The following is a 24874-nucleotide window of genomic DNA, read 5'->3' as shown; positions in this document are numbered from 1 at the left end:
CGCGCGCTTCGCGGTCTTGCGGGTGGTTCCGGCCAGTTGCGCAAAGGCACGCAACAGTCACGCAAGCGCCCCGAATCGCGTCGGCCCCGGTCCTAGGCTTCTGCCAATGCGTACTGAATCCAACGGCGGCTTCCAGCAGAGCACCGTCTACCAGATCTACCCGAAGTCCTTCCTCGACTCCACGGGTAGCGGCGTCGGCGACCTCCGCGGTGTGATCCGGAAGATCCCGTACATCGCGTCGCTCGGCGTGGACATGGTCTGGTTCAACCCGTTCTTCGCGTCGCCGCAGGCTGACAACGGCTACGACATCTCCGACTACTACCGCATCGACCCCGAGATGGGCACGATGGCGGACTTCGAGGAGCTCGTCGCCGGCCTCAGAGCAGAGGGCATCGACGTCATGCTCGACATGGTGCTCAACCACACGTCGACCGAGCACGAGTGGTTCCAGCGGGCGCTCGCGGGCGAGGACGAATATCGCGACTTCTACTTCGTGCGGCCCGCGGGCGAAGACGGCGGCCCCCCGAACAACTGGGTGTCGAAGTTCGGGGGAGCGGCGTGGGACCGCTTCGGCGACACCGACGAGTACTACCTGCACCTCTTCGACCGCACGCAGGCGGACCTCAACTGGCACAACCCTCGAGTGCGCAGCGAGATGGCCAAGATCGTCGAGTTCTGGCGGCTCAAGGGCGTGCGCGGGTTCCGCTTCGACGTCATCAACCTCATCTCCAAGCCCGTCGACCTGCCCTCGGCGCCCGAGGGTGCCGACGACCGGTACATGTACACCGACGGCGAGCTCGTCACGACGTTCCTGCGCGAGCTGGCGGAGGCCTCCTACGGGAAGGATGCAGGATGCGTCACGGTCGGCGAGATGTCCTCGACCTCGATCGAGCGGTGCGTCGAGTACTCGCATCCCGAATCCGGGGCCCTCTCCATGGTGTTCAACTTCCACCACCTCAAGGTCGACTACATCGACGGCAAGAAGTGGTCGGTCGGGCGCTTCGAGCTCGACGAGCTGCGCCGTGTGCTCATGGAGTGGGCCGACGGGATGCAGGCTGGCGGCGGCTGGAACGCGCTGTTCTGGAACAACCACGACCAGCCTCGCGCGCTCAACCGCTTCGGTGACGCGGGCCGGTTCCGGGTCGAGTCGGCGATGATGCACGCCACGCTCCTGCACCTGTTCCGCGGCACGCCGTACGTGTACATGGGGGAGGAGATCGGCATGACCGACCCCGAGTACACGTCGATCGACGACTACGTCGACGTCGAGGCGATCAACGCGCACACGGCGCTTGTCGGCACCGGCCTGTCCGACGAGGACGCACTGCAGATCGTCCGCGCGAAGGCCAGAGACAACGCCCGCACCCCCATGCAGTGGGAGCCCGGCCCAACCGCCGGCTTCACCTCGGGCACGCCGTGGCTCCGGCCCACGAACGCCGAGCTCATCAACGTGGCTGCCGAGGAGCGGAACGGGCGCATCCTGCCCTACTACCGCCGGCTCATCGAGCTGCGGAAGGCGCACCCCGTCATCAGCCACGGTGAGATAGCCGGGTATTCGCCAGAGCACCCGCACGTCTTCGCCTACGAGCGCACGCTCGGCGAGACGCGCCTGCTCGTCCTCGCGAACTTCCTCGACAGCCCCACGCGCATCGACGTGCCGGCCGAGTTCACTTCGGGTCGCGTGCTCATCTCCACCATCGACCGCGCCGCCGCGCCGAGCTCGCCCGACGTCGAGCTCGCGCCGTACGAGGCGCTCGCGATCCTCCTCGAACCTTCCGAAAGCTAGGAGCAGCAATGTCCCAGACCGAACTCAGCGGAGGCATCGTCGCGCCGCTCGCCGGCACGATGGTCGCCATCACCGATGTCCCAGACCCCATGTTCGCCTCGAAGGCCATGGGCGACGGGTTCGCCGTCGCGCCGAACGCAGACGATGTCGTCGCGCCGTGCAGCGGAACCGTCATCATGGTCGCCAAGACCGCGCACGCCTTCGGCATCCGCACCGACGACGGCCTCGAGGTGCTTGTGCACATGGGCATCGACACGGTCGAGCTCGAGGGCGCACCCTTCGCGATGCACGTCGACGTCGACGACCGCGTCGAGGCCGGGCAGCCGCTCGGGCGCATGGATCTCGCCGCCGTCGAAGCCGCGGGCAAGAGCACCATGACCATGGTGATCTTCCTCAACCTGGCCCAGAAGAAGGGCTCCGTCGAAGCCGCGACCGGCCCCATCGGGCTCGGCGAGCGGGCTGCGACCCTCGACATCCCCGAGCAGGATGCGGATGCGCCAGCGGCGGCGCCAGCGGCAACGGCAACCACGGAGGCGTCAGCGCAGAGCGCGGCTTCGCCCGCGGCTGCGAAGACCGCCGTGGCCACCGGGCACCCCTCCGGCGCGACCGGATTCGACGCCCTCGCCTACGACATCGTCGAGGGCATCGGCGGCAAGGACAACATCCGCAACGTCGTCCACTGCATCACCCGCGTTCGCTTCACGCTGAAGGACACGGAAGCGGCCAACGACGACCTCGTCAAGAACCTCGATGGCGTCATCGACGTCATCAAGGCCGGCGGCCAGTATCAGGTCGTCATCGGCCCGGCCGTGGAAGACGTCTACGACGCCGTGGTCCGTGTCATCGGCGGCACGGGGGAGGCGTCGCCTGACGACGAGCCAGCCGAGCGGCCGACGACCATCGTCGGGTGGTTCCAGTTCGGCTTCAGCTCGCTCATCGGCGTCATCACCGGCTCGATGATCCCCGTGATCGGGCTGCTCGCCGCATCCGGAATCCTGAAGGGCATCCTGGCCCTGCTGACGCAGTTCGGGGTCGTCGAGAGCGACAGCTCGACCTACGCGCTCATCGACGCGATGTCGTCGTCGATGTTCTACTTCCTGCCCATCATCATCGGGTTCACGGCGGCACGCAGGTTCGGCTCCGACCCCATCATCGTCGCCATCATCGGCGGCGTGCTCGTGTTCCCCTCGGTCGTCTCGATGTCGGACCCTGCGGCCGACGGCTACACGGTCGTCAGCCAGCTCGGCAACACGATCTTCAACGCCGACTTCTTCGGCATCCCCGTGGCGCTGCCGCAGGGCAACGCCTACGCGTACTCGATCTTCCCGATCATCGTCGCCGCCTACCTCGCGTCGCTGCTCGAGCCGCAGCTCAAGAAGTACATTCCGGCGGTCGTGCGGATGATCTTCGCACCGCTGCTCGAGGTCTTCATCATCTCGACCGTCATGCTCGTGGTCTTCGGCCCCATCATCATGACCATCTCGGGCGGCATCGCGAACGGCATCAACGGCGTGCTCGAGGTCAACTACGCGATCGCTGGCCTCATCATCGGCGCCCTCTACCAGTGCCTCGTCATCTTCGGCCTGCATTGGGCGGTCATCCCGCTCGTCGCCTCGCAGATCGCGATCGACGGCTCGTCGCCGCTCAACGCGATCATCTCGGCGACCATGGTGGCGCAGGGTGGCGGCGCGCTGGCGATCTGGATCCGCACGCGCAGCCAGAAGATCAAGACCCTCGCGGGCCCCGCGACCATCTCGGCGTTCTGCGGCATCACGGAACCGGCGATGTACGGCTTGAACCTCAAATACGGTCGGGTCTTCATCACCGCGTCCGCCGGTGGCGCGGTCGGTGGCTTCCTCACGGGGCTCATGGATGTGAACATGTACGGCTTCACGGGAGCGTTCGTCGGCTTCCCGTCGTTCGTGAACCCTGCAGGGCTCGACCACAGCTTCTTCGGATTCCTCATCGCCTCCACGGCTGCACTCGTGGTCTCGTTCACGCTCACCTACTTCTTCGGGTACAGCGACAACGACCTCGAGACGGAACGCGCCGTCAAGAAGGTTCGCCTCGGGAAGCGCGAGCCCGCGGGCGTCTAGAGTTCCCGCGCCGCCACGTCGTCGGCGGCGCGGGGCGACAGAGCGGAGACCCCGGTGGTCACCTCGAGGATGCGCCCTCGAGGTGGACACCGGGGTTCTTCGGTTGAACGATGCGGCGCCGGCCGACGGCTAGTCCCGCTTCTTCTGCGTGTAGGCGACCGTGGCGGCGGCCGCGAGCGAGGCGCCGATGGCGACGAGCACCCCGCCGCCCCCGGTGAGCGGGGTGAGGAGCCCAGCCCCCGCCGGGATGAGCGACTGCGCGAGCCTGTTGCCGATGAGTCGGAGCGAGAGAGCGAGGCCGCGCTGATCCTCCGGCGCCACATCGGTGAGCCAGGCCATCGTGATGGGCTGCGTGACACCGATCGCGAACCCGTAGAGCACGGCCGCGACCACGAGCCAGATCGGGCCGATCGGGAGGCCCGTGAGGGCGAGCGTCACCGCCGCCGCTCCCAGCGAGATCAGCAGCAGCATGCGCCGGGAGAGACGTCGACTGAGCGCGGGGAGGGCCGCTCGGGAGGCGAGCGTCGCGAGGGCGCGGCTCGTCAGCATGAGGCTCACGAGCGCCGCGGAGATGCCGGGCTGCGTGCTGAGCGCGGGCCAGAACGCGAGCGTCACGTCGACGGAGGCGATGGCGATCCCGCCCGCGACGACGGCCCGGAATGCGCCTGGCTCGCGCAGGATCTTCCGGCTCGACGCGAACGACCCCGGCCGCTTCGCGGTGCTGACGCCTCGCGACCCGCTCCCCAGGAAGAGGCTGGCGACGCCGAGCAGGACGGCGGCTCCCATGGCGCACCAGAACACGAGCGAGAGGTTTGGGCCAGGGCCGGCGGGGTTCGGGATGGCCAGCAGCAGCGGGCCGAGCGTCTGGCCGATGGATGCGGCGAGCGTGTAGAGCCCGAACGCCGATTCCCGAGCCCCCGCCTTCGAGCGATTGGCGACTGCGGTCTGCTCGCTGATGATGCTGAGCAGATGTCCGACGCCGAGGACGAGGGCCGCGACCATGAGGCCTGCGACGCTCTGCAGGGACACCAGCGCGATGCCGATCGCGGCGATGAGCAGGACGCTGCCGAGCACCGCGATGGTGCGTTCGCCGCGCCCATCCGTGAGCCGGCCGGCGGGCAGGGCGAGGAGGAGAGCCGGGAGCGCGAACGACGTCGCGAGCAGGCCGATGACGGCCTCCTGGCCGCCCGCTTCGAGCACGGCGAACGAGAGCCCGGGGCGAACCGCATACGTGAGCACCTGGATGAGCACGGCGTGCACGATGATCCACGGCCACCGCGAGCCGGGTGTGCCCGGCATTCAGCGCACCTCCGTCGCGCGCGTCACTCCGCGGTCTCGGAGTCGCGCGCAGCGCTCGGCTCGAGGGTGCCGATCGCGCGACGCCCGAGGCTGTGCGTGATGTGCTTGCGGGAGCGCTCGCGGGCCAGCTCCGGATCGCCGGCGACGATCGCGTCTCGGAGGGCAGTGTGCTGCCGGTGCACCCGTGCCCGGTCCTCCGCCGTCGGGGACCAGGCGCGCAGCGCCCGCTGTCGGTAGAGGTCGGTCTTGTCCCAGAGTCCCTCGAGGATGCCGAGGAGTGTCGGGTTGGCGGCGGCCTCGTAGATGGCGAGGTGGAAGCGGCGGTGGGCGTCAAGCGCTTCCGGGGAAGCGACCCCGGTGAGTGGTTCGAGCTCACTGAGTGCCGCATCAATGCGCGCGATGTCCGCGTCGTCTCTTCGTTCCGCTGCGAGACCGCACGCGAGGGGGTCGGCGGCGGCGCGCACTTCGTACAGGTTCTGCGCCTCCGCCTGGGAGAGCGGGACGACCCGGGCGTCCCGGTGCGAGCCGAGCTCCACGAGTCCTTCGGTGGACAGGCGTTTGAGGGCTTCCCGCAGCGGGGTCGTGCTCAGGCCGAGTTCGGCGGCCAGCTTCGTCTGCCCGATGACCTCACCCGGTTCGATGACGCCGGTCAGGATGCGGCGGCGGAGTTCCTCGTAGGCGAGTTCGCTCTTGCTTCGGAACAGCGGCTGCAGCGGGGATGCAGGGGCGGGCATATGCCGATGGTAGCAACTCCCACGGCATCATGTAGCATCGAGCCTATAACCTACAACGTGGAATGAGACGGAGGAAGCGTGCTGACGGACACCGAGACGACGACGGTTCTCGCCACCGCATACGGCGACCTCGAGATCTGGCCCATCGCCGCGGTCCCCGGGGCGGAGCGGCTGCCGTTCGCGCACCGGATCATCCTCGAGAATCTGCTCAGGCATCAGGACGGCGAAGTCGTGACGCGAGGCGACATCGACGCGCTCGTCTCCGGGGGAGCTGGCACCCACGACATCGCCTTCCACCCCTCCCGCGTCTTCCTGCACGACACGAACGGCGTGCCCGTGCTCACCGACCTGGCGGCGATGCGAGACGCCTTCGCGGCCAGAGGCATGGACCCAGCGCTGCTCGACACCGAGGTTCCGGCGCAGCTGACCGTCGATCACTCCGTGGTCACCGACTTCTTCGCACGGCCGGATGCCCCGGCACTCAACGTGCGCCGCGAGTACGAGCGCAACGCCGAGCGCTACCGCTTCATCAAGTGGGGCCGTGAGGCCTTCTCGGGGCTGGAGGTCGTGCCGCCGGGCGCCGGGATCATGCACCAGGTCAACGTCGAGTACCTCGCCGACGTCGTCACGGTGCGCGATGGCCGGGCATTCCCCGACACCGTCGCGGGCACCGACTCCCACACCACGATGGTCAACGGACTCTCGGTGCTGGCGTGGGGTGTCGGCGGCATCGAGGCGGAGGCCGCCATGCTCGGCGAGCCCGTCACGATGCTCATTCCGCCCGTCGTGGGCGTCGAGCTCATCGGGCGTCTCCGACCAGGCGTGACGGCGACGGACCTGGTGCTGACGCTCACTGAGCGGATGCGCGCCCTTGGCGTCGTCGGGAACATCGTCGAGTTCCACGGGCCGGGCGTCGCCGAGGTCTCGCTCGCGACGCGCTGCACGATCGCCAACATGAGCCCGGAGTTCGGCTCGACGTCGGCGATCTTCCCGATCGACGACGCGACGATCGAGTTCCTGCTCATGACGGGGAGGAGCGAGCGGCAGGCGAGCCTCGTGGAGACCTACGCTCGGGCACAGGGGCTCTGGAGCGACCCCGCCAACCCTGCCGAGTACAACCGTCGGGTCGTCGTCGACCTCGACGGCATCACTCCGAGCCTGGCCGGCCCGCGGCGCCCGCAGGACCGCATCGAGCTGGCAGGTGCGCCCAGCGCGACCGCGCGTGCCCTCGCGGAGGCGCACCAGGTCGCGCCGCTCACCTCCGACGAGGGTGAGCGTGCCGTTCCGGACGGCGCCGTCGCGATCGCATCCATCACCTCCTGCACCAACACGTCGAACCCGGCCGTCATGATGGCGGCTGGGCTGCTCGCGCGAAACGCCAGGGCGCGCGGGCTGCGGTCGAAGTCGTGGGTGAAGACGAGCCTCGCCCCCGGGTCTCGAGTCGTCACCGACTACCTCGCGAAGGCGGGGCTCATGTCGCCGCTCGAGGAACTCGGCTTCGGACTCGTCGGGTTCGGCTGCATGACCTGCATCGGCAACTCGGGCGATCTCCTTCCCGAGGTGCTCAGCGGCATCGAGCAGGACGGCATCGTCGTCGCCTCCGTGTTGTCGGGCAACCGCAACTTCGACGGCCGCATCAACAACGACGTCGGCATGAACTTCCTGGCCTCGCCGCCGCTCGTCGTCGCCTACGCGCTCGCCGGCACGATGCACGTCGACCTGACGCGCGACCCGCTCGGGTACGAAGCGGCAGGGGCCCCGGTCTACCTCGCCGACATCTGGCCGAGTGACCAGGAGATCCAGCAGGCCGTCTCGAGCTCCATCGACCCCGAGATGTACACCGACGCCTACTCGACCATCTTCGACGGCGACGAGAACTGGCAGGGGCTGGATGCTCCTGGCGGCGACGGCTTCGACTGGGATCAGGATTCGACCTATCTGCAGCGGCCGCCGTTCCTCGAGCTCGACGACGCCGCGGGCAGCGCCGACATCGAGGGTGCGAGAGTGCTCATGTTCCTCGAGGACTCGGTGACGACCGACCACATCTGCCCAGCCGGGCGCATCCCAGCGGCCAGTGCGGCGGGCCGACACCTGACCGAGCTCGGGGTAGGGGCCCGCGACCTGAGCAGCTACGCCTCGCGGCGCGGCAACTGGCGCGTCATGAAGCTCGGCGGGTTCACGAACACCCGCCTCGTCAACCGCCTGGTGCCAGCAGGCAACGGCGGGAGCACCCGCGACTTCCTCGCGGGGGAGCCGGCGGCGACGGCGCCGATCCGCGAGATCCACGCGGTCGCAGACGCCGCGGCCGACGCGGGGGTGCCGCTCATCGTGCTCGCCGGGCGTGAGTACGGAACCGGGTCGTCCCGCGACTGGGCCGCGAAGGTCACCCGCCTGCTCGGGGTCCGGGCCGTGATCGCGCAGTCCTTCGAGCGCATCCACCGCTCCAACCTGGTCGGCATGGGCGTGCTCCCGCTGCAGTTCGAGGACGGGACGAACGCCGACACGCTCGGGCTCGACGGCAGCGAGTGCTTCAGCATCCACGGCCTCGCGGCCGACGCCGACGTGCCCGACCGTCTCGAGGTGGTGGCGGTGCATCCCGAGACCAGTGCGGTCACCTCGTTTGCCGTGCGCGCACGCGTCGACACGTCGCTCGAGCAGCGCTACCTCCGTTCGGGCGGCGTGCTGCCGTACGCGCTCGAGCGGGCGGCCTCGCGCCACGAGCAGAACCTGGCAACCTCCGAGAAGGGCGAATGAAGATGGCAGACAGTACCCACGTGAGCACAACCGATCTCGTCGACGAGCACGAGGACAGCATCCAGTCGTGCGACGTGCCGCTCCGCGACCTCGGTGGACTTATTCGGTTCTCCGGACGCATCGCGACGTTCCGCTCTCCCGTCGACAACCTCCAGCTGAAGGCCATCGTCGAGGAGCCTGGCGACGCCCGCGTGCTGGTCGTCGACGCCGGAGGGTCGCTGCACGCCGCGATGGCGGGCGGGAACATGGTCGCGAGGGCCGCGGCCAACGGCTGGGCGGGGCTCGTCGTGAACGGCGTCGTCCGGGACACCGAGGAACTCGCCGCGCTACCCATCGGCGTCAAGGCGATCGGCACGAACCCGCGGCGCTCGACGAAGAACGGCCTCGGTGAGCGGGACGTCGAGGTCGAGTTCGGCTCGGTCGTGTTCCGACCGGGGGAGTTCCTCGCCGCCGATGAGGACGGCGTCGTCGTCCTCACCACACCAACGGGCTGAACCGCCCACGCCACCCTCCCCACAGGAAACAACGGAGTTTCATGTCAAAGACACCCAGAACACCGCTCCGACGCGTCGTGAACGTCGTCGTCGGAGTCTGTGCCGTCGCGATCGTCGCCTCGGCCACGGCGCTCTCCATCAGCCGTTCATCGGCAGCGGAGGACGTCAGCGCGAACCTCACGCTCATCGCTCCAGCCGGTCCTGGAGGCGGCTGGGACGGCTTCGCCCGCGAGCAGCAGCAGGCGCTGCGTGCGACTGGCCTCGTCGGCAACGTGCAGGTCGTCAACATCCCGGGTGCCGCCGGAACGATCGGGCTCGGCACGTTCACGACGATGACGGGCCGCAGCGACACCCTCCTCGTGACCGGGTCGGGAATGACCGGCGGCATCGCGCTCAACGACTCACCGGTCGGCTTCGACGACGTCCGGCCGGTCGCGAAGTTCGCCGAGGACTACGACGTGATCATCGTGCCGGCCGACTCCCCGTACACGACCCTCGAGGAGCTCGTGGGTGCGTGGGCTGCCGACCCGAAGTCCATCCCGTGGTCGGGCGGCTCCGCCGGCACCATCGACCACCTCCTCATCGCCGAGCTCGCGCAGGCCGCTGGCATCCAGCCTGCGGAGCTGACGTACATCCCGAAGTCGGGCGGTGGCGAGGCCATCCAGGCGCTGCTCAATGGAACGGTGGACGCGGTCGCCACCGGCTACAACGATGTCTCCGACCAGATCGAGGCCGGTCGAGTGCGCGCGCTCGCGGTCAGCGGGGCGGAGGAGCTGGAGGGTGTCGACATCCCGACGATCATGTCGCAGGGGTACGACGTCGAGGTCGCAAACTGGCGCGGGCTCCTCGCGGCCCCGGGGGTGAGCGACGAGGCCTTCCAACAGCAGCTCGAGATCTTCAGCGAGCTCAGGGAGAGCGACGAGTGGCAGGAAGTGCTGACTCGTCTGAGCTGGGAGGACTCCTGGCTGACGGGACCGGAGCTTGACGCGTTCCTTGTCGAAGACATGGCCCGAACCGAGGCACTGCTTGAGGAGCTGGGACTGTGACCGCACACACCGAGACGCATCTCGACGACTTCGACACCGGGGGAGCCCAGCAGAGATGGTGGACCGGCCGATCCGGGCTCATCTTCCCCGGCATCCTGGCCGCCTTCGCGAGCTACCTCCTCTACGGCCAGGTGACCATGGACGTCGCACCGGACACGGACCCACCCGGCCCCGGGTTCTTCCCCGGCGCGATCATCGCGCTCCTCTACCTGTTCGCGGTGCTGCTGGCCATCGGCATCATCCGCAAGCCGCAGCTGCCGGAGGACGTGCACAGCGACCTCCGCACCGCGGAGATCAGCGTGCTCGGCCAGGGCGGTCCGCGCTGGTACAGCGACTGGTCCCGCGTCGCGTGGGCGGTGGGCGGGTTCGTGGCCTTCATCCTGCTGCTGCAGCCGCTCGGCTGGATCATCGCGGCCGGCCTACTGTTCTGGACCATGGCGCGAGCGTTCGCGTCGCCGAGTCCCGTGCGGGACATCCTCGTCTCGCTCACCTTCTCATCAGTGCTGTATCTGCTGTTCGCCGGACTCCTCTCGGTGAACCTGCCAGCCGGATCGATCTTCGGCGGAGGGATCTGACATGGACATCATCAACAGCCTCCTCGGCGGCTTCGAAGGGGCGCTGACCCCGATCAACCTCATGTGGGTGCTCATCGGCTGCCTCCTCGGCACCGCCGTCGGCGTCCTCCCCGGCCTGGGTTCATCCATGGCGGTCGCGCTTCTGCTGCCGATGACGTTCGCGCTCGACCCGACCGGGGCGTTCATTCTCTTCGCCGGCGTCTACTTCGGCGGCCTCTTCGGCGACTCCACGATGGCCATCCTCATGAACACGCCAGGCTCGTCGTCGGCGATCGCCTCGACGTTCGAGGGGCACGCGATGGCGAAGGCCGGGCGGGCGCCACAGGCACTCGCCACGGCGGCCATCGGGGCATTCATCGGTGGCTTCGTCTCCTCGATCGCGGTCGTCTTCCTCGCACCGGCGCTCGCGGAGCTCTCGTCGAACTTCGGGCCAGCCGAGTACGTCGCCCTCGCCCTCTTCGCGTTCATCGCCACGTCCTCGATCGTCGCCGAGTCGGTGGTGGCAGGACTGGCGAGCCTCACGCTCGGGCTCGGCATCTCCGTCATCGGCATCGACTCGGTCACGGGCACGGAGCGCTTCACGGCTGGCGTGCCCGAGCTGTTCGACGGCATCTCACTGGTCACGGTGACGGTCGCCGTGCTCGCGCTCGGCGAGGTCTTCCGTGTCGCCTCCCGAGCCCGCCGCGAGCCGGCGAACGTCTCGATGATGTCGAGCCGCACGCCGCGCCTCTCACGCGTCGAGTTCTTCAATGCGCTCCCAGCGTGGATCCGAGGGACGGGTATCGGCCTGCCCTTCGGCGTCATCCCCGTTGGCGGCTCTGAGGTGCCGACGTTCATGGCCTACAGCCTGGAGAAGAAGATCGACAGCCGCCGGAAGGATCCCGAGTTCGGCAAGGGCGCCATCCGCGGTCTCGCCGCGCCGGAAGCGGCAGGCAACGCGACGACGGGCACCGCCATGGCCTCGCTGCTCGCCCTCGGCCTCCCGGTCTCCTCGACCGCGGCGATCATGCTCGCGGCCTTCCAGCAGTACGGCATCCAGCCTGGGCCACTGCTCTTCGAGCGGGCACCCGACCTGGTCTGGGGCCTGCTCGCGAGCTTCTTCATCGCCATGATCGTGCTGCTGCTGCTCAACCTGCCGCTCGCGCCGCTCTGGGCGAAGCTCGCCGACATCCCGAAGCAGTACCTGTACCCGGGCATCGCGGTGTTCTGCGCGATGGGCATCTTCGCGACGTCCGCTTCGATCTTCGACCTCTGGATGCTCCTGCTGCTGGCCCTGCTCGGCTTCGCCATGCGCCGCTTCGGCATCCCGCTCGCACCACTCATGATCGGGATGGTGCTCGGGCCGCTCATGGAGACGAACGTGCGGGACGCGCTCCTCAGCTCAGGCGGCGACTACTCGGTCTTCTTCTCGAGTCCCATCGCCGTCGCGCTCTACATCGTGCTGGCAGGCGTCATCGCCTTCACGATCGTCGGACGGGTGCGCTCGTACCGGCCGAAGAACGTCGAGTTCCAGACCACGCGCGAGACGAACTTCGAGGTGTCAGGCAAGAAGCGCCGCGACTGACGTCCGAGGCGAGGCCGGCAGCGCATGCTGCCGGCCTCGTCACTCCTGCGCCCACTCGCCCCGCACGTGCCCGATGTGCCGCGCGACGATCTCCTGCATCCGCTCGCGGTCGCCGTCGAGGGCCGCCTCGATCATCTGCTCGTGCTCGAGGGTGGATGCGGTGAGCTGGCCAGCCTCGGCGAGGGGCACCAGGTTGTGGAGGCGGCTGCGCTCGCGGGCGCGGCGCACGATCTGCACGAGCTCGGGGTTGCCGTGCACGGCGAGGAACGCGGTGTGGAACTCGGTGTCGGCCGTGAGGTACGCCACCATGTCGTTGGCCTCCTCCGCCCGCTTCATCGCCTCCACGAGAGGGCGAAGCGATCGGATGCGCGCGGCGTCGTCGTCGCTGCGGACCTCGGCGATGTCGCCCATGACAGGCACCTCGAGCAGCAGGCGCACCTCCGCGAGGTTGTCGAGTTCCGCGCGCGTGACCTCCGTCACCCGGAAGCCTGTGTTCGGAACGACCTCGACCATTCCGTCGCGCGCCAGGTCGAGCATCGCCTCGCGCACGGGGGTCGCCGACGAGTCAAAGCGCGCGGCGAGGGTGGGCGCCGAGTAGACCTGGCCTGGCGCGAGGTCGCCGCCGATGAGCGCCGCCCGCAGCTCGGCCGCCACCCGCTGGCGAACGGAATCCCGGCGCCCCGCCCCCGGGGGAGGCTCGGCGCCTGACGGCCGTGCTGGAGCCGGGCTCATCCTCGGCGCCCATCGGCGTCGGCGATCGCCTGCGCGAGCACGAGGTCCTCCCACGACATGCCGGCGCTCTTGAACACGACGGGCCGCCCGCCGCGAAGGCCGCGGCTGCCTCGCACGAGGTCGCCCATCGGGATGAGATCGTCGGCAGCGAGGTGCCCCTCGTCGATCGCCAGCACCACGTCGCCGCATTCGCGGAGCGCCGCGCCGATGTCCTCCACGATCACGTCCGACCGGCCGAGCAGGGCCCCCGGCAGCTCGCGCGCATCCGGCGAGTGCGAGCCCACGGCGACGACGACCGCGTCGTCGCGCACGACATCGTCCTCGAACAGCGGAGACGAGGCGGTAGTCGTGCAGAGGATGAGCCCCGCGGCACGGGTCGCGGCCACGGCCTCCTCGCTGCCCGCCGCCACGACCGCATCGAAGTCGGCACCCGTCGTCACGCGGGCGGGGGAGCGGACCACCGAGGTGACGCTGCCCACGAGTCGAGTGCCCTCGAGCACCGCGCGGACCGTCCGCACGTGGGCTCGGGCTTGCGGGCCCGCTCCGAACACGACGATGTTCAGCGTTCCGGCGTCGCGCTCGAGCGCATCCCTGATCGCCGCGACCGAGACGGCCGAGGTGCGGATGTCGGTGAGCGCGGGACCGTCGATGAGCGCGCGAGGGCTGAGCGTCGCCGAGTCGAACAGCACGTAGAGGCCCTGGATGCGCGCGAGGCCCCGCGCGGGATTGTCCGGCGCGATCGTGAGCACCTTGATGCCGGTGCTTGTCGCCGTCTCCGCGGGCATGAGCAGGAACTCGCCGCCATCGAGCTGCTCGAAGATGCGCGCGTGGTCGGTCTCGGGACGGAAGCCGCCCGCGAGGGCGCGGCGCAGCGCATCCACGGCCGCCGTGGGCGTGAGCAGGGCCTCGACATCGCTCGCGTCGAGGAAGGGGATGCCGGCGCTCATCGCAGCACGAACCCGGGGGTCATCTCGTCGCGAGGGTCGACCTCGAACACATGCTCCCCGGTCTTGTGGGCAATGCCGGAGACCTGCGTCGTCGTCGCCCGGTGCCCGGCTTCGACGCCTTCCGCCACGACCCGCGCCAGGAATCTCGAGCCGACGATCGAGTCGTGCACCAGTTCTCCGCCGACGGGCAGGATGCCTTCCTCGGTCAGCGTGGCGACCCGCGCGCATGTGCCGGACCCGCAGGGAGAGCGGTCGAGCTCTCCGTCTGCGAAGACCGTCGCGTTGCGCTGGTGCACGACGCCGTCCGCGCTGTGGTCCGAGTACAGGATCGTGCCGTAGATGCCGTTCAGGCGTCGGTCGCTCGGATGCTCGGCGTGCGCCGAGTCGTTCAGGAGCCACTTCACCTCGCGGCCGAACGCGATGACCTCGCTCACGTCCTCCGGCTCGATGGACAGCCCGACCGCGGTCGCGTCGACCTGGGCGTAGATGGCCCCGGCGAAGGTGATGTCGGCGAGCACTTCACCGCGGGATGTCTGCACGGGCACACGTCGAGCAAGCACGTACCCCGGCACGTTGATGAAGTCGGCTCCGGTGACCGTTCCAGCCTGGTCCGTGCGGACCCGGGCCGTCACTCTTCCCGAGGGGACGTCGATGACGACGTCCGTCGTCCCGCTCTCGTCGGCAGTCACGAGCCCGCTCTCGATCGCCCACACGCCGAGCGCGATCGTGCCGTGCCCGCAGGCCGTCGAGAAGCCGTCCTTGTGCCAGAAGAGCACCCCGAGGTGAGCGCCGGCGTCGTCCGGCTCGACGATGAAGCCGCCGTACATATCGGCGTGCCCTCGCGGCTCGAAGCAGAGGAGGCGACGGGCGCGGTCGACCTCGGGGGACGCTGCGGCGAAGACGCGCTTGCTGGCGACGTCATCGCCGTCGATCGCGATGCCGAGATCCGGGACGATCCGGAACGGCTCGCCGGCTGTGTGGTAGTCGATCGTCGCGAACCGTTCGCGCATGATGCCTCCCCGTCGATTGCAATTGCAATAACACTACGCCTCGTCTGGCCCACGAGCGAGGATGGTGACACGCGACGCGCGCATCCCTCGAATGTGGCCTAGAACATAGGTACGATGGCGTGGTCATGAACTCGTACCTGCTCCATGCCGACGCCGATGCGTTCTTCGCGTCGGTCGCGCTGCGGGATCGGCCGGAGCTCGCGGCCAAGCCCGTCGCCGCAGTGGCGCACCTCTTCATCGCGAGCGCCAACTACCCGGCCCGCGAGTACGGCATCCACGCGGGCATGCTCGTGACCGAAGCCCGAGAGCTGTGCCCCCGCATCCTCCTCGTCGAGTCCTACCGGCAGGAGGTCGAAGCGGTGGGGGATGCGCTCTTCGCGCTCTTCGACTCGATCGCCAGGGGTATCGAGCCCGGTTCTATCGAGGAGGCGTTCCTCGACGTCGGAGCCACCACGCCGGAGGGGGCGCTCGAGGTCGCGCACGAGCTGCGACGGCGTGCCGCCACCGAACTGCGCATCCCGGTCAGCGTCGGCATCGGCCGCACAAAGCTCATGGCGAAGCTCGCGTCACGCAACGCGAAGCCCGACGGTGTGCACGTCATCGACCCGGCGCGCGAACTCGAGCTGCGCACGGAGCTGCCCATCGGCGACGTCTGGGGCATCGGAGCCCGCACCGAAGCGAGGCTCATCAAGCTGGGCGTCGCGCGCATCGGCGACGTCGACGTCATCCCGCGCGACGAGCTCCTCCGCGTGTGCGGCACGGCGATGGCGAGGCGGCTGTGGCGCATCCGCGCCGGCACGGACGAGGCCATGATCTCGCCCATCCGGCATCGCACGTCGCTCACCTCCGAGTCGTCGACGTCCGGGTATGCGCGCGCGGATCGCACGCCCGTCGAGGTCGTCGAGGGGTGCGTCGAACGCGTCTGCCATCGAGCCACCCGCGCCGGCCTCAGCGCGACCGGCATCAAGCTGGAGCTGCGCCCGACCGGTCTCGCCCCGATCCGCGAGAGGTATCAGGGGATCGACTCGAGCGCTTCGTTCGACGTGTGGATGCCCGTGGCTGAGCGGCTGCTCGTCGCCTCGAAGGCGACCGAGATCGAGTCGGCCAGCGTGACCCTCACGGGGCTCCTGCCCGTCGAGCTGGTGCAGCCGACGCTCTTCTGACCCGGGCGGGGCTCGTTCTCCTCGGTTCGCGAGTCTCAGCCCGCGGACAGCCAGGTGCGAACGCCGTCCCACGCACCGGGTGTGGCATCGTCGACCGTTGCTGCGAGGTCTGCGATCGAGACGCCGCGAAGCGAGTCACGCCAGGCGATCTCGGCCTTCGCCATGACCTTCGCGATGCCGCAGGGGGTGGTGCACGCCTCGGGTGGCGAGGCGAGGGGGCCCTGTTGGCGTATCTCCGTGCATCGGAATGCCCGCTCCGGTCCATCGATGGCTCGCACGACGTCGTAGACGGAGATGTCCTCGGGGCTTCGGGAGAGTCGGTAACCGCCATCGCGCCCCTCGACGGCCGCGATGATGTCAGCCTTCGACAGCGCCTGCATGTGCTTGGCGAGGTAGCTCTTCGAGACGCCGTGGAGCTCGGCGAGCTGCGCGACGGGCACCGGGGACTCGCTGGCGCTGAGGACGGCGCAGCAGTGCAGTCCCCACTCGACCCCCGCGGACATCTTCACGCAGCTCATGGTACTCGGATATGAAATGTCTGTGTATGCTCGTGACCACGGACAAGATTTGTCCGAGTTAGATGGGAGGAAGCACCATGCGCATCGCAATCGCCGGATCCACAGGTCTCGTCGGGCGGCACGTCGTCCGAGAAGCTCTCGCCGCAGGGCACGACGTCCTCGAGCTGTCACGTCAGAACGGGGTTGACCTCACGTCCCCTGACGGTCTGCCGGGCCGTCTCGAGGGCGTCGACGCCGTCGTCGACGTCACCCAGAGCCCGACCCTCGATGAGACGGAATCAACGCAGTTCTTCACGACCGTCGCCGGAAATCTGGGCGACGCGGCTCGGGAAGCCGGGGTCACCCGCAGCGTGACGCTCTCGATCATCGGCATCGACCACGTCCCCGACTACGGCTACTACGTCGCGAAGCTCGCCCAAGAGCGGACCGCCATCGAACGTGGACCCGCCGCCCGCATCCTGCGAGCCGCCCAGTTCCTCGAGTTCCCAGGTCAGATGCTCGACTGGAACCGTGACGGTGACAAGGTGGTCATCCCAGAGCTCAAGACCCAGCCGGTCGCGATCTCGGAGATCGCACGCCTCCTCGTCCGTCTCGCCGACGACAGGGTCCCAGAGGCCATGGTCGAGCTTGCCGGCCCCGAGTCCGGCGAGCTGACCGACTTCGTGCGCCGCGTCGCCGAGGCACGCGGCGTCGAAGTCGAGGTCATCGGGGTCCGCGCCAGCGAGGGAATGGCCGACGGGGTCTGCTTGCCGGGCCAGAACGCCATCATCGCCGGCCCGGGGTTCACCGACTGGCTGGCCACACAGGCGTAACCGGTCCCGTCGACCGCGGCTTCCCGCGGTTTCGTCCGCCCGCGCCCTGCCTCTACGCTGAACTGCAGATCGCGGGATGCGCGAGCGGACGAGACGAGGACCCCACGATGAGCAGCACCGTCGAGCCGCGCGCGGGCATCCTGCGCCCCATCCCGGCCGGCGTCGTCTCCGCGCTCGTCGCGTTCACGAGCTCGTTCATCGTCGTGCTGACCGGGCTGACCGCCGTCGGTGCCAGTGCAGACCAGGCGTCGAGCGGGCTCCTCGCCGTCAGCGTCACCATGGGCCTCGGCTGCATCCTCCTCGCGAGCTGGACCCGCCTGCCCATCACGGTCGCCTGGTCCACGCCCGGAGCGGCGCTGCTCGCGGCGACGGGCACGCTCGAGGGCGGGTGGCCAGTGGCCGTCGGCGCGTTCCTCGTCACCGGCATCCTCATCATCGTCACCGGCCTCATCCCACAGCTCGGTGCACTCGTGGCGCGGATCCCCGTCTCCGTCGCCCAGGCGATGCTCGCAGGGGTGCTGTTCCAGCTCTGCCTCGGACCGATCACCGGCATGGCCGAGAACCCGCTGGCCGTCGCGCCGGTCGTCGTCGCGTGGCTGCTCGCGCTGCGCTTCCTGCCGCGCTGGGCCGCGCCCATCGCGTTCCTCGTCGCCGCGATCGTCATCGGCGTCCACATCGTGGCCTCCGGGGCTTCTCTCGACGCCGCCGACCTGGCGCCGCGCATCCAGTTCACGGCACCCGAGTTCTCCGTCACCGGGATGATCGGCATCGCGCTTCCCCTGTACCTCGTGACGATGGCCTCCCAGAACGTGCCAGGCGTCGCCGTCATGAAGGGGCTCGGCTACGACGTCCCGTGGCGTCGCTCCCTCATCGTGACGGGCATCGGCACGGTCGCGGGAGCCCCGGCAGGTGGGCACGCCGTCAACCTGGCCGCCATCAGCGCCGCCCTCGCGGCCGGTCCGGAGGCCGGGGAGGATCGTTCGAGGCGCTGGATCGCGAGCGTCACCAACGGGGTCGTCGTCATCGTGCTCGGCGTCGCCTCCGCCGCGTTCGGGGCGCTCGTGCTGCTCGCCCCTGCTGGTGTCATCGCCGCCGTCGCCGGGCTCGCGCTCGTCGGCACGCTCGCGAGCTCGCTCAAAGCAGCGTTGGCAGAGACCGGGGAGCTCGTCCCCGCCGTCGTGACGTTCGCGACCGCCGCATCCGGCATCGCCATCGGCGGGGTCAGCGCTGCGTTCTGGGCGCTGGTCGCGGGCCTCATCGTCCGCGTCGTCGTGCGCCCGCGCCGCCCGCCCGCCCAGGGCTGAGTTGCGGTCCCTAAGACCGCGGAATGACGACCAGAAGTCCGCCGCGGGCCGCCGGCATAACCGCTGAGCGTGGCTCAGTCGTTGCGCGGCGCGGTGAGCCTCACGACCACGAGGAAGACGGCGAGCGCGGCGATCGCACCCACGATCGCGGACGTCCAGTTCGGCAACGAGAAGGGGTCGCTCGTGCTGCTCCAGAAGAGCACGCTGCCGAGCCAGCCCCCGAAGAGCGCGCCGAGCGCGCCCACGAAGAGCGGCGCGATCCAGTCGTCCCGACGGCGAGTCGGGAGGAAGCGCTTCGCGACCACCCCCGCGAGTAGGCCGATGGCGAGGAAGGCGAAGTAGCTCACGCGTGCTCCTGAGGTTCTGGGGACGAATCGACGGGCTTCAGCTCCCGGTACGCGAACGGCGGGATCTCGGCGACCGGAACGAGGACAACATCCCGCAGCTTCCAGTCGAGCCCACGACAATCCTCCGTGAGTCGATGCAGATCCGCCAACTCGAGCGCGGCGCCGTCGCGCGGCACGATGAAGACCTCCGCCTGCAGCTCATGCCCCTGGTCTCGCACCCGGCACCCGACCTGCGCCACCCAGTCTCGTGCCTCCACGAACGTGTTGAGCTGCCCCGCCAGCGGGTGCGGGCGCTCGCCGTCGTAGGTGCGCGCCTGCTCATCCATGAGGTCGAGCACCGCGATGCGCAGGTTCCGAACACCGTCGTACAGGATGCTCGCCGAGATGAAGAGCGCCGCGACGGAGTCGAGCCACCAGAGGCCGATGCCGATCCCCGCGACCCCGACGGCCGACCCGACCGCGGTCTGCCAGTCGGCCTTGTTCATGTCGGCGTCCGCATACAGCACCTTGTCGTGCAGCTTCGCGGCGAGCTTCATCTTGTGGTGCCCGATGATGACCGGCGGCCACGCGATGAAGATCATGACGCCGATCATCAGCCAGCCGAGCCAGATCTGCCGCCCGAACAGCTCGACTGAACCGATCGTGGGGTGCTCCTGTGCGAGCAGCCCGGAACTCGAGTCGACGATCAGGAACACGGCCATCGAGGTCAGTGCGATGCCGGACACCAGGTGCCCGATGCCGACGGCCCGGTGGTAGCCGTAGGGATGCTCGACGGTCGCAGCCCTCCGGCTGATGCGAGCGGCGATGAGGAACGCGAACGGCGGGATGAACGACAGCAGGTCCTCGAGCCAGGCGGCCTTCATGGCCTGCGAGTTGCCGAGCACCAGGTAGACAAGGGTGACCGTGACGGCCAGGAAGCCGATGGTGGTCCACTCGAGCCGGATCGCCTTCCTGCGGACCTCGTCGTGGGAGTCGCTCATGAGGTGGCCTCCGCAAGGTACGTCTCGAGCTCGACGAGGTAGGCGTTCTCGCCCATGGGCGTGAGCATCACGTGGGATACCTTGCCGCCCGCGGCGTCCTCGGTCTCCAGGAACGGCTGCGTCGAACCGGCCTCGTCGACGTAGGGCGAGTCGTCGCGGAAGCCGGCGATCGCGAGGTCGAGCGTGCCGTCCTCGAGGCCCTGGACGAGGGCGGCCTCGGAACCGTCCACCCAGGTGATCGAGGCGCCGAGCTCGTCGGCGAATCCCTCGACGAGCTCGACCTCGACGCCCGTCGGGTCCGCGCCCTCAGCGATCCCCGTGAACGGCGGGTTGTGGGAGACGCCGACTCGGAGCTCACCGCCACGAACCCGATCGAGGGTCCCGTCCGGGTCGGTCGGGACCCTCATCCCGCACCCGCACAGCATCAGCACGACGGTCGCGACCGCCATCGCCACGGCGATCGTCCGCCGCACGCTCGTCAACTCCCAGAAGCGCAGAGCCATGCCATCAGGTTAGGAGTTGTCGCTGTGCTCGAGCTCAGCACTCCGCGGCTGGCCGGGTTCCTGGACGACGACGCATGGCTCGTCGCCGAGGCCGCCCTCGAGGAGGCCGAGCTCGCGAAACGCCTGCAGCCAGCCGACCATCGGCCACACCCGCCAGCGCTCGCGGAACAGGTTCGCGTTGCGCGCGATGTCGTGGAGGTGCTGCACCGGCGGATTCGAGGTGGGGTGCCACTGGTGGTAGGCGCGGGCACCACCGACCCAGGCGAGCCCCACGCCCAGGTTCCCCGCGACTCGCGCGAAGTCGGTGTCCTCGGCGCCGTACCCGCGGTAGCCCTCGTGGAAGCCGCCGATGCGACGCCAGTTGTCGGCGGTCACGGCGAAGGAGAGCGACCAGAAGAGGTTGCGGTCCTCACCGAGCTGCACCTCGCCAGCCGCCGGGGCGGGGCGAGCGGGATGCGGGGCGTCCTTCAGCTCCACGCGTTCCGCGTCGTAGCCGTTCGGCCCAGGGGGCTCGAGGTAGGTGACCGGGCCGCTGAGCAGGCTCGACGCCCAGCGCGGATCCTGCGCCGCGTCCTGGTAGGCCTCGACGAGCCCACGGCCGGGGATGCAGTCGACGTCGAGGAACACGAGCAGCTCGGCACCACGCTCCAGTGCGATCCGCGCCCCTTCGTTGCGGGCGGCGGCGAGGGGGAGCCCGCTCGCGTCCGCGGGCATCTCGACGGTTGTTCCCGGCAGCAGTCCGTCGGAGATGAGCTCCGCGATCTGCAGGTCGCCCATCGCGACGACGATGGCGTCGTCCGCGGGCACCGACTGCCGGAGGAGCCCCCGTCGCTGCTCGAGCAGGTGGCGATGGCGCCCGTGCGCCAGCGTGATCGTCGCGGTCTTCATCGGCTCGCCATCCGGTCGAGCAGCGCGGCAGCTCGCAACGCGCCACCGCCGTCGTTCCACGTCGCCCACTGCCTGCCGTCGAGCTCGGACGCGGCGTCGAGGAGCCCCGCCCAGTCGTCGCGGTCGAACGTCTCGGCCACGATGACCGGCAGGTTCGGCGTCGCCGCGAGCACGCGCGCGGAGGTGATCTGCTCGTCGTGGGGCCGGGGCTGGGGTACGACGATCGCGGGGACCTGCGCCGCGGCGACGTCCGCGATCGCGCCCTGGCCCGCGTGCGTGATGACGAGCGACGCCTCGCGGATGCGGGGGCCGGGGTCGGCGACGCGGTTGCCGGGCGTCGTCCCGATCTCGTCCCACTCGACCCCGGGCGTCTGCCGTTTCGCTTCGCGGATCTGCGCCGACGTCATGCCGCCGCCGCCAGAACCGGCGAGCACGAGCACTCGTCTGATGGGGCCAGGGCCGGCGCTGTGGCCTCGCTCCGCAGCCGAGATCGCACCGACCTGATGGATGCGCGCTTCGATGTGGGAGGGAACGCCTGGCAGCATTCCGGTGATGCCGACGGGCCAGGCCGCGAGGATCGCGTCGGACAGGCCGAAGCCCAGCGTGTGCGGCGCGTCGGTGCGCACTCCGGGGAGTGCCACCGAGACGACGGGAACCCCGTGGAGTCTGGCCAGCGCGGCAACTTCGACGGAGACGTCGGAGACGAAGACGGTGGGGGCGGTCTCAGCGATCCAGGTGGAGATGCGGGCCATGCGGCGCCGCATGCCCTCGTCGTCGACGGGCGCCCAGTGCAGCGCGCCGTTCGCCGTCGGCTCGAGGGGCGAGAGCGCCATGTCGTCGCGCTCGAGGCGAATCCAGGGTCCGAGCCAGGCGTCGGGCTTGGCGAGCGTCGAGAGCCCGGTGACGGGCATCGAGCATTCGCGGGCGATGGCAAGCGCACGGCGCGCGTGCCCGCCGCCCTGATGGTGGACGTAGTAGCCGATGGTGCCCGTGACCGCCGAATCACCGGCGTTCGGACCGTTCGCTCCCGACATGGTCATGCGGCTACCCGCCCTTCTGTCACCGAGCGCAGCAGCGCTTCGTACTCGTCCACCATCCGCTCGAGCGAGCAGAAGGTCTCCGCGCGTTCCCGCGCGCCTGCTCGGGGCAGGTTCGCCGCCTGCAGCAGTGCAGCTGCGAGCGCGTGGATGTCGTCGCCGGGGGCGAGCCGTCCGCTGCGGTCGTCGAGGATCTCGCGCAGCGCGCCGCGATCGAACGCGGCGACGGGGGTGCCCGCCGCCAGCGACTCCGCGGCCACGAGCCCGTACGGTTCGTCCCAGCGTGGCGTTACGAGCGTGACGCTCGCCCGACGGAGATGCTCGAAGAGAACATCGTGGTCGAGGTGCCCGAGGTAGCGGACGCTCTCGCCGAGACGTGGGCGGATCGCAGACTCGAAGTAGTCGCTGTCGTAGGCGGGCCCCGCGATGTCCAGCGGGACGCCCGCGAGGTTCGCGGCGTCGATCGCGAACTCGAGCCCCTTCTCCGGCACGATGCGCCCCGACCAGAATGCGGGCCCGCCTCCGTCGCCCGGACGAAGGCGCTCGGTGTCCACGCCATTGAGGATCACCGAGCAGTCGATGCTGTCCGACCACGCCTCCCGCATGTGGGAGCTGACCGCGACGAACGTGCCGGCAGACCCGTCGACCCGAACCGCCGATTCGATCCACCCGACGGGGGGAGTGTGCAGCGTGGTGACGACGGGAACATCGAGCAGTCCCGACATGGCAACCGGGAGGTGATGGATGCTCACGTTGAGGACCGCGTCAAATCGGTCGCTCGAGTTCCGTGCGAGACCGACCATGAGCGAGAGGTACGCGTGATGCTCGCGCATCCACTCGGCCGGCATCGCTCCGACGTCGCGCCTCGCAGTCTCGCTCATGGAGAAATCCGCGACGTCGAGGAACTCCACGCCGAGACTGGGGTCCGAACCGGGTGCCGCGAACAGCGTCACCTGGTGCCCGCGGCGCTTGAGCGCCGTGATCAACGCGTGCGTATGTGCCTCGAGCCCGCCGGCGAAGGGCTCGCTGATGGGGAAGCGCGAGGGACCGATGACGCAGATCCTCACTGGGTCACCCGCACTCGGGTCAGTGCTGCCGCGTAGATGTCCGCGTGCGCTGCGGCGATCTCATCTCGCTGCGACGCCCGGAACTCGGGGGCGTGGCGGGGCGCGACGGCGCGTGATGCGGCGAGCACCGTATCACGCAGAGAATCTGCGTCGAGTGCGTCAGCCGCGCGCCGGTAGGTGAACACCGGCCCCTGATCGGCGTAGAAGCCCACATCGGGGGCGACGACGGCCGTGCCGAGGTCCAGGCACGCCTCCAGCCAGCCCGAGTGCGTGCCGAAGCGATAGGGGAGCACCGACGCGTCGAGCGAGGCCAGGTAGCGCCACAGCTCTTCGTCGCTCAGGTAATCGTGGATGCGCAGCTCGATGTGGCCCGCGTCCGCGAGCTCCCGCAGGCGCGAGGCGAGCGCCTCTTCGTACTTGGCCCCACCCGGCTCGAGGATCTCACGGTGCCCGTTGACGTGGACGACGATCGACGGCTCGACACGCGCCAGCTCGACGAGCGCCTCGATCACGGGCAGCGGCTCCATGCTCGCGCGCAGGCTCTTCGCGTGCACGCCCACATGGAACTCGCCACGTGTGTCCACCCGCCCAGCCAGAGCGGTCTCGACTTCAGCAGGCTCGACGATGTGCGGGTGCGGGATCACGGCCGGTCGTCTGCCCCACCGTCGTTCGACCTCGTCCGCGGCCCCCTCCGTGAGGGTGATGAGCTCATCCGCCGCGGGGATCAGGATGTCGAGGTGAGCGAGGTGGGCCTCAGGCGTCGCGTGGTGTGGGTTCGTGAGGTCGTGCACGGTGTACACGAGCGGCTTGCCCTCGCGGCGGAGCGCATCCACGAGCTCCGTGAGGACGTCCGGCGAGAGTGCGTCGAATCCGAAGTGCACATGGAAGACGTCGAACTCGTCGGCGTGCTGTTCGATCCAGGACGGCTCGAGCATGACGGGGGGCCACCAGCGCTCGGCTGCAACCCGAGCGGAGCCGTCGGGGTGAGGGTCCGGGAGTCGGAGGATCGCTGCGCGCGAGGTATCTGGCGTGACGGCCGAGAGGTGCCTGACGTAGACGTGTCCCGCGGGAACGCTCGCAATCCGAATGGTTCGACTGAGGTCGTCGACGACGTCTGAGCTGCTGGGGGATGACACCCCTCCACCTAAACAGCTTCAACAGAGGAGCGTCGCGCTCTTGACAGTCCTCGACCATCGTGCATGCGTCCGCCCGGCCCTG

23 protein-coding genes are annotated in these 24874 nt (G+C 69.5%); 10 read left to right on the top strand and 13 right to left on the bottom strand.

What is annotated here, in order from left to right; all coding sequences use genetic code 11:
• Window positions 1-106 precede the first annotated feature (106 nt).
• Together C5B97_RS13720 and C5B97_RS13715 are read left to right on the top strand one after the other, a co-directional pair.
• Complete coding sequence (locus C5B97_RS13720; protein ID WP_104312527.1) at window positions 107-1786, top strand: alpha,alpha-phosphotrehalase; 1680 nt, start codon at window positions 107-109, stop codon at window positions 1784-1786.
• An 8-nt stretch (window positions 1787-1794) separates the two neighbouring features.
• Window positions 1795-3882 carry a PTS glucose transporter subunit IIABC gene (locus tag C5B97_RS13715; RefSeq protein ID WP_104312526.1) on the top strand — a complete coding sequence of 696 codons (2088 nt, stop codon included), beginning with the start codon at window positions 1795-1797 and terminating at the stop codon, window positions 3880-3882.
• 129 nt (window positions 3883-4011) lie between these two features.
• Here the strand turns inward: C5B97_RS13715 and C5B97_RS13710 are convergent, their stop codons facing one another.
• Window positions 4012-5181, bottom strand: a complete 1170-nt coding sequence (locus C5B97_RS13710) for an MFS transporter (protein WP_104312525.1) — start codon at window positions 5179-5181, stop codon at window positions 4012-4014.
• A 23-nt stretch (window positions 5182-5204) separates the two neighbouring features.
• Complete coding sequence (locus C5B97_RS13705) at window positions 5205-5915, bottom strand: GntR family transcriptional regulator (protein ID WP_104312524.1); 711 nt, start codon at window positions 5913-5915, stop codon at window positions 5205-5207.
• A gap of 78 nt (window positions 5916-5993) precedes the next feature.
• On the opposite strand from C5B97_RS13705, the gene acnA reads away from it, so the two are divergent.
• Genes acnA through C5B97_RS13680 form a run of 5 tightly spaced genes read left to right on the top strand, consistent with a single transcriptional unit; the run spans window position 5994 to window position 12348 of the window.
• On the top strand, window positions 5994-8669 hold the full coding sequence (acnA, locus tag C5B97_RS13700; RefSeq protein WP_104312523.1) for an aconitate hydratase AcnA: 2676 nt from the start codon (window positions 5994-5996) through the stop codon (window positions 8667-8669).
• A gap of 20 nt (window positions 8670-8689) precedes the next feature.
• Complete coding sequence (gene rraA, locus C5B97_RS13695; RefSeq protein ID WP_258068253.1) at window positions 8690-9163, top strand: ribonuclease E activity regulator RraA; 474 nt, start codon at window positions 8690-8692, stop codon at window positions 9161-9163.
• Window positions 9164-9204: 41 nt separating this feature from the next.
• Window positions 9205-10209, top strand: coding sequence for a tripartite tricarboxylate transporter substrate binding protein (locus C5B97_RS13690; protein ID WP_104312521.1), 1005 nt, complete (start codon window positions 9205-9207; stop codon window positions 10207-10209).
• Window positions 10206-10784 (top strand): tripartite tricarboxylate transporter TctB family protein, encoded by a 579-nt coding sequence (locus tag C5B97_RS13685; RefSeq protein ID WP_104312520.1) that lies wholly within the window; start codon window positions 10206-10208, stop codon window positions 10782-10784. Before C5B97_RS13690 ends, C5B97_RS13685 begins: the two co-directional genes overlap by 4 nt.
• 1 nt (window position 10785) lies before the next feature.
• Window positions 10786-12348: a tripartite tricarboxylate transporter permease gene (locus C5B97_RS13680; RefSeq protein WP_104312519.1), complete on the top strand. Its 1563-nt coding sequence runs from the start codon at window positions 10786-10788 to the stop codon at window positions 12346-12348.
• A 39-nt stretch (window positions 12349-12387) separates the two neighbouring features.
• Here the strand turns inward: C5B97_RS13680 and C5B97_RS13675 are convergent, their stop codons facing one another.
• From C5B97_RS13675 to C5B97_RS13665, 3 genes are read right to left on the bottom strand one after another with little or no spacing between them, the layout of a single operon-like run.
• Window positions 12388-13080 (bottom strand): GntR family transcriptional regulator, encoded by a 693-nt coding sequence (locus C5B97_RS13675; protein WP_104312518.1) that lies wholly within the window; start codon window positions 13078-13080, stop codon window positions 12388-12390.
• Window positions 13077-14027, bottom strand: coding sequence for an ornithine cyclodeaminase family protein (locus C5B97_RS13670; RefSeq protein ID WP_104312517.1), 951 nt, complete (start codon window positions 14025-14027; stop codon window positions 13077-13079). The genes C5B97_RS13675 and C5B97_RS13670 overlap by 4 nt, the downstream gene beginning before the upstream one ends.
• Window positions 14024-15037: a proline racemase family protein gene (locus C5B97_RS13665; RefSeq protein WP_104312516.1), complete on the bottom strand. Its 1014-nt coding sequence runs from the start codon at window positions 15035-15037 to the stop codon at window positions 14024-14026. Before C5B97_RS13665 ends, C5B97_RS13670 begins: the two co-directional genes overlap by 4 nt.
• Window positions 15038-15162: 125 nt before the next feature.
• Between C5B97_RS13665 and C5B97_RS13660 the strand changes: the two genes are divergently transcribed.
• Window positions 15163-16200 carry a DNA polymerase IV gene (locus C5B97_RS13660; protein ID WP_104312515.1) on the top strand — a complete coding sequence of 346 codons (1038 nt, stop codon included), beginning with the start codon at window positions 15163-15165 and terminating at the stop codon, window positions 16198-16200.
• Window positions 16201-16235: 35 nt separating this feature from the next.
• Here the strand turns inward: C5B97_RS13660 and C5B97_RS13655 are convergent, their stop codons facing one another.
• Entirely contained in the window at window positions 16236-16703 is a 468-nt protein-coding gene (locus C5B97_RS13655; protein WP_249312076.1) for an Rrf2 family transcriptional regulator, read from the bottom strand.
• 92 nt (window positions 16704-16795) lie between these two features.
• On the opposite strand from C5B97_RS13655, the gene C5B97_RS13650 reads away from it, so the two are divergent.
• Window positions 16796-17530, top strand: a complete 735-nt coding sequence (locus C5B97_RS13650) for an SDR family oxidoreductase (protein ID WP_104312513.1) — start codon at window positions 16796-16798, stop codon at window positions 17528-17530.
• 107 nt (window positions 17531-17637) lie between these two features.
• On the top strand, window positions 17638-18834 hold the full coding sequence (locus C5B97_RS13645; protein WP_104312512.1) for a benzoate/H(+) symporter BenE family transporter: 1197 nt from the start codon (window positions 17638-17640) through the stop codon (window positions 18832-18834).
• 74 nt (window positions 18835-18908) lie between these two features.
• Here the strand turns inward: C5B97_RS13645 and C5B97_RS13640 are convergent, their stop codons facing one another.
• From C5B97_RS13640 to C5B97_RS13610, 7 genes are read right to left on the bottom strand one after another with little or no spacing between them, the layout of a single operon-like run.
• A complete protein-coding gene (locus tag C5B97_RS13640) occupies window positions 18909-19181 on the bottom strand; it encodes a GlsB/YeaQ/YmgE family stress response membrane protein (RefSeq protein WP_104312511.1) in 273 nt (90 codons plus the stop codon).
• Window positions 19178-20161: a cation diffusion facilitator family transporter gene (locus C5B97_RS13635; protein ID WP_104312510.1), complete on the bottom strand. Its 984-nt coding sequence runs from the start codon at window positions 20159-20161 to the stop codon at window positions 19178-19180. The genes C5B97_RS13640 and C5B97_RS13635 overlap by 4 nt, the downstream gene beginning before the upstream one ends.
• Complete coding sequence (locus tag C5B97_RS13630) at window positions 20158-20664, bottom strand: transporter substrate-binding domain-containing protein (protein WP_258068250.1); 507 nt, start codon at window positions 20662-20664, stop codon at window positions 20158-20160. Before C5B97_RS13630 ends, C5B97_RS13635 begins: the two co-directional genes overlap by 4 nt.
• 9 nt (window positions 20665-20673) lie before the next feature.
• On the bottom strand, window positions 20674-21552 hold the full coding sequence (locus C5B97_RS13625; protein WP_146080819.1) for a glycosyltransferase family 2 protein: 879 nt from the start codon (window positions 21550-21552) through the stop codon (window positions 20674-20676).
• The gene (locus C5B97_RS13620; RefSeq protein ID WP_181027013.1) at window positions 21549-22586 is read right to left on the bottom strand and encodes a glycosyltransferase; all 1038 of its coding nucleotides are present in this window, start codon (window positions 22584-22586) and stop codon (window positions 21549-21551) included. The genes C5B97_RS13625 and C5B97_RS13620 overlap by 4 nt, the downstream gene beginning before the upstream one ends.
• A gap of 2 nt (window positions 22587-22588) precedes the next feature.
• Entirely contained in the window at window positions 22589-23656 is a 1068-nt protein-coding gene (locus C5B97_RS13615; RefSeq protein WP_104312508.1) for a glycosyltransferase, read from the bottom strand.
• Window positions 23653-24792 (bottom strand): glycosyltransferase, encoded by a 1140-nt coding sequence (locus C5B97_RS13610; RefSeq protein ID WP_181027012.1) that lies wholly within the window; start codon window positions 24790-24792, stop codon window positions 23653-23655. The genes C5B97_RS13615 and C5B97_RS13610 overlap by 4 nt, the downstream gene beginning before the upstream one ends.
• Between the last annotated feature and the right edge of the window lie 82 nt (window positions 24793-24874).

This window comes from Pseudoclavibacter sp. RFBB5, from assembly GCF_002931555.1.
Lineage (GTDB): Bacteria > Actinomycetota > Actinomycetes > Actinomycetales > Microbacteriaceae > Pseudoclavibacter.
This window is presented reverse-complemented; position numbering and strand designations above follow the sequence as displayed.

Excerpts from the sequence above, each read along its gene's own strand:
- C5B97_RS13690 (WP_104312521.1), top strand. The coding sequence starts at position 9,205 with ATGTCAAAGACACCCAGAACACCGCTCCGACGCGTCGTGAACGTCGTC.
- C5B97_RS13620 (WP_181027013.1), bottom strand. The coding sequence starts at position 22,586 with ATGTCGGGAGCGAACGGTCCGAACGCCGGTGATTCGGCGGTCACGGGC.
- C5B97_RS13635 (WP_104312510.1), bottom strand. The coding sequence starts at position 20,161 with ATGAGCGACTCCCACGACGAGGTCCGCAGGAAGGCGATCCGGCTCGAG.
- C5B97_RS13715 (WP_104312526.1), top strand. The coding sequence starts at position 1,795 with ATGTCCCAGACCGAACTCAGCGGAGGCATCGTCGCGCCGCTCGCCGGC.
- C5B97_RS13645 (WP_104312512.1), top strand. The coding sequence starts at position 17,638 with ATGAGCAGCACCGTCGAGCCGCGCGCGGGCATCCTGCGCCCCATCCCG.
- C5B97_RS13675 (WP_104312518.1), bottom strand. The coding sequence starts at position 13,080 with ATGAGCCCGGCTCCAGCACGGCCGTCAGGCGCCGAGCCTCCCCCGGGG.
- C5B97_RS13655 (WP_249312076.1), bottom strand. The coding sequence starts at position 16,703 with ATGTCCGCGGGGGTCGAGTGGGGACTGCACTGCTGCGCCGTCCTCAGC.
- C5B97_RS13720 (WP_104312527.1), top strand. The coding sequence starts at position 107 with ATGCGTACTGAATCCAACGGCGGCTTCCAGCAGAGCACCGTCTACCAG.
- C5B97_RS13625 (WP_146080819.1), bottom strand. The coding sequence starts at position 21,552 with ATGAAGACCGCGACGATCACGCTGGCGCACGGGCGCCATCGCCACCTG.
- C5B97_RS13710 (WP_104312525.1), bottom strand. The coding sequence starts at position 5,181 with ATGCCGGGCACACCCGGCTCGCGGTGGCCGTGGATCATCGTGCACGCC.
- C5B97_RS13705 (WP_104312524.1), bottom strand. The coding sequence starts at position 5,915 with ATGCCCGCCCCTGCATCCCCGCTGCAGCCGCTGTTCCGAAGCAAGAGC.
- C5B97_RS13660 (WP_104312515.1), top strand. The coding sequence starts at position 15,163 with ATGAACTCGTACCTGCTCCATGCCGACGCCGATGCGTTCTTCGCGTCG.
- C5B97_RS13665 (WP_104312516.1), bottom strand. The coding sequence starts at position 15,037 with ATGCGCGAACGGTTCGCGACGATCGACTACCACACAGCCGGCGAGCCG.
- C5B97_RS13650 (WP_104312513.1), top strand. The coding sequence starts at position 16,796 with ATGCGCATCGCAATCGCCGGATCCACAGGTCTCGTCGGGCGGCACGTC.
- C5B97_RS13630 (WP_258068250.1), bottom strand. The coding sequence starts at position 20,664 with ATGGCTCTGCGCTTCTGGGAGTTGACGAGCGTGCGGCGGACGATCGCC.
- C5B97_RS13670 (WP_104312517.1), bottom strand. The coding sequence starts at position 14,027 with ATGAGCGCCGGCATCCCCTTCCTCGACGCGAGCGATGTCGAGGCCCTG.
- C5B97_RS13680 (WP_104312519.1), top strand. The coding sequence starts at position 10,786 with ATGGACATCATCAACAGCCTCCTCGGCGGCTTCGAAGGGGCGCTGACC.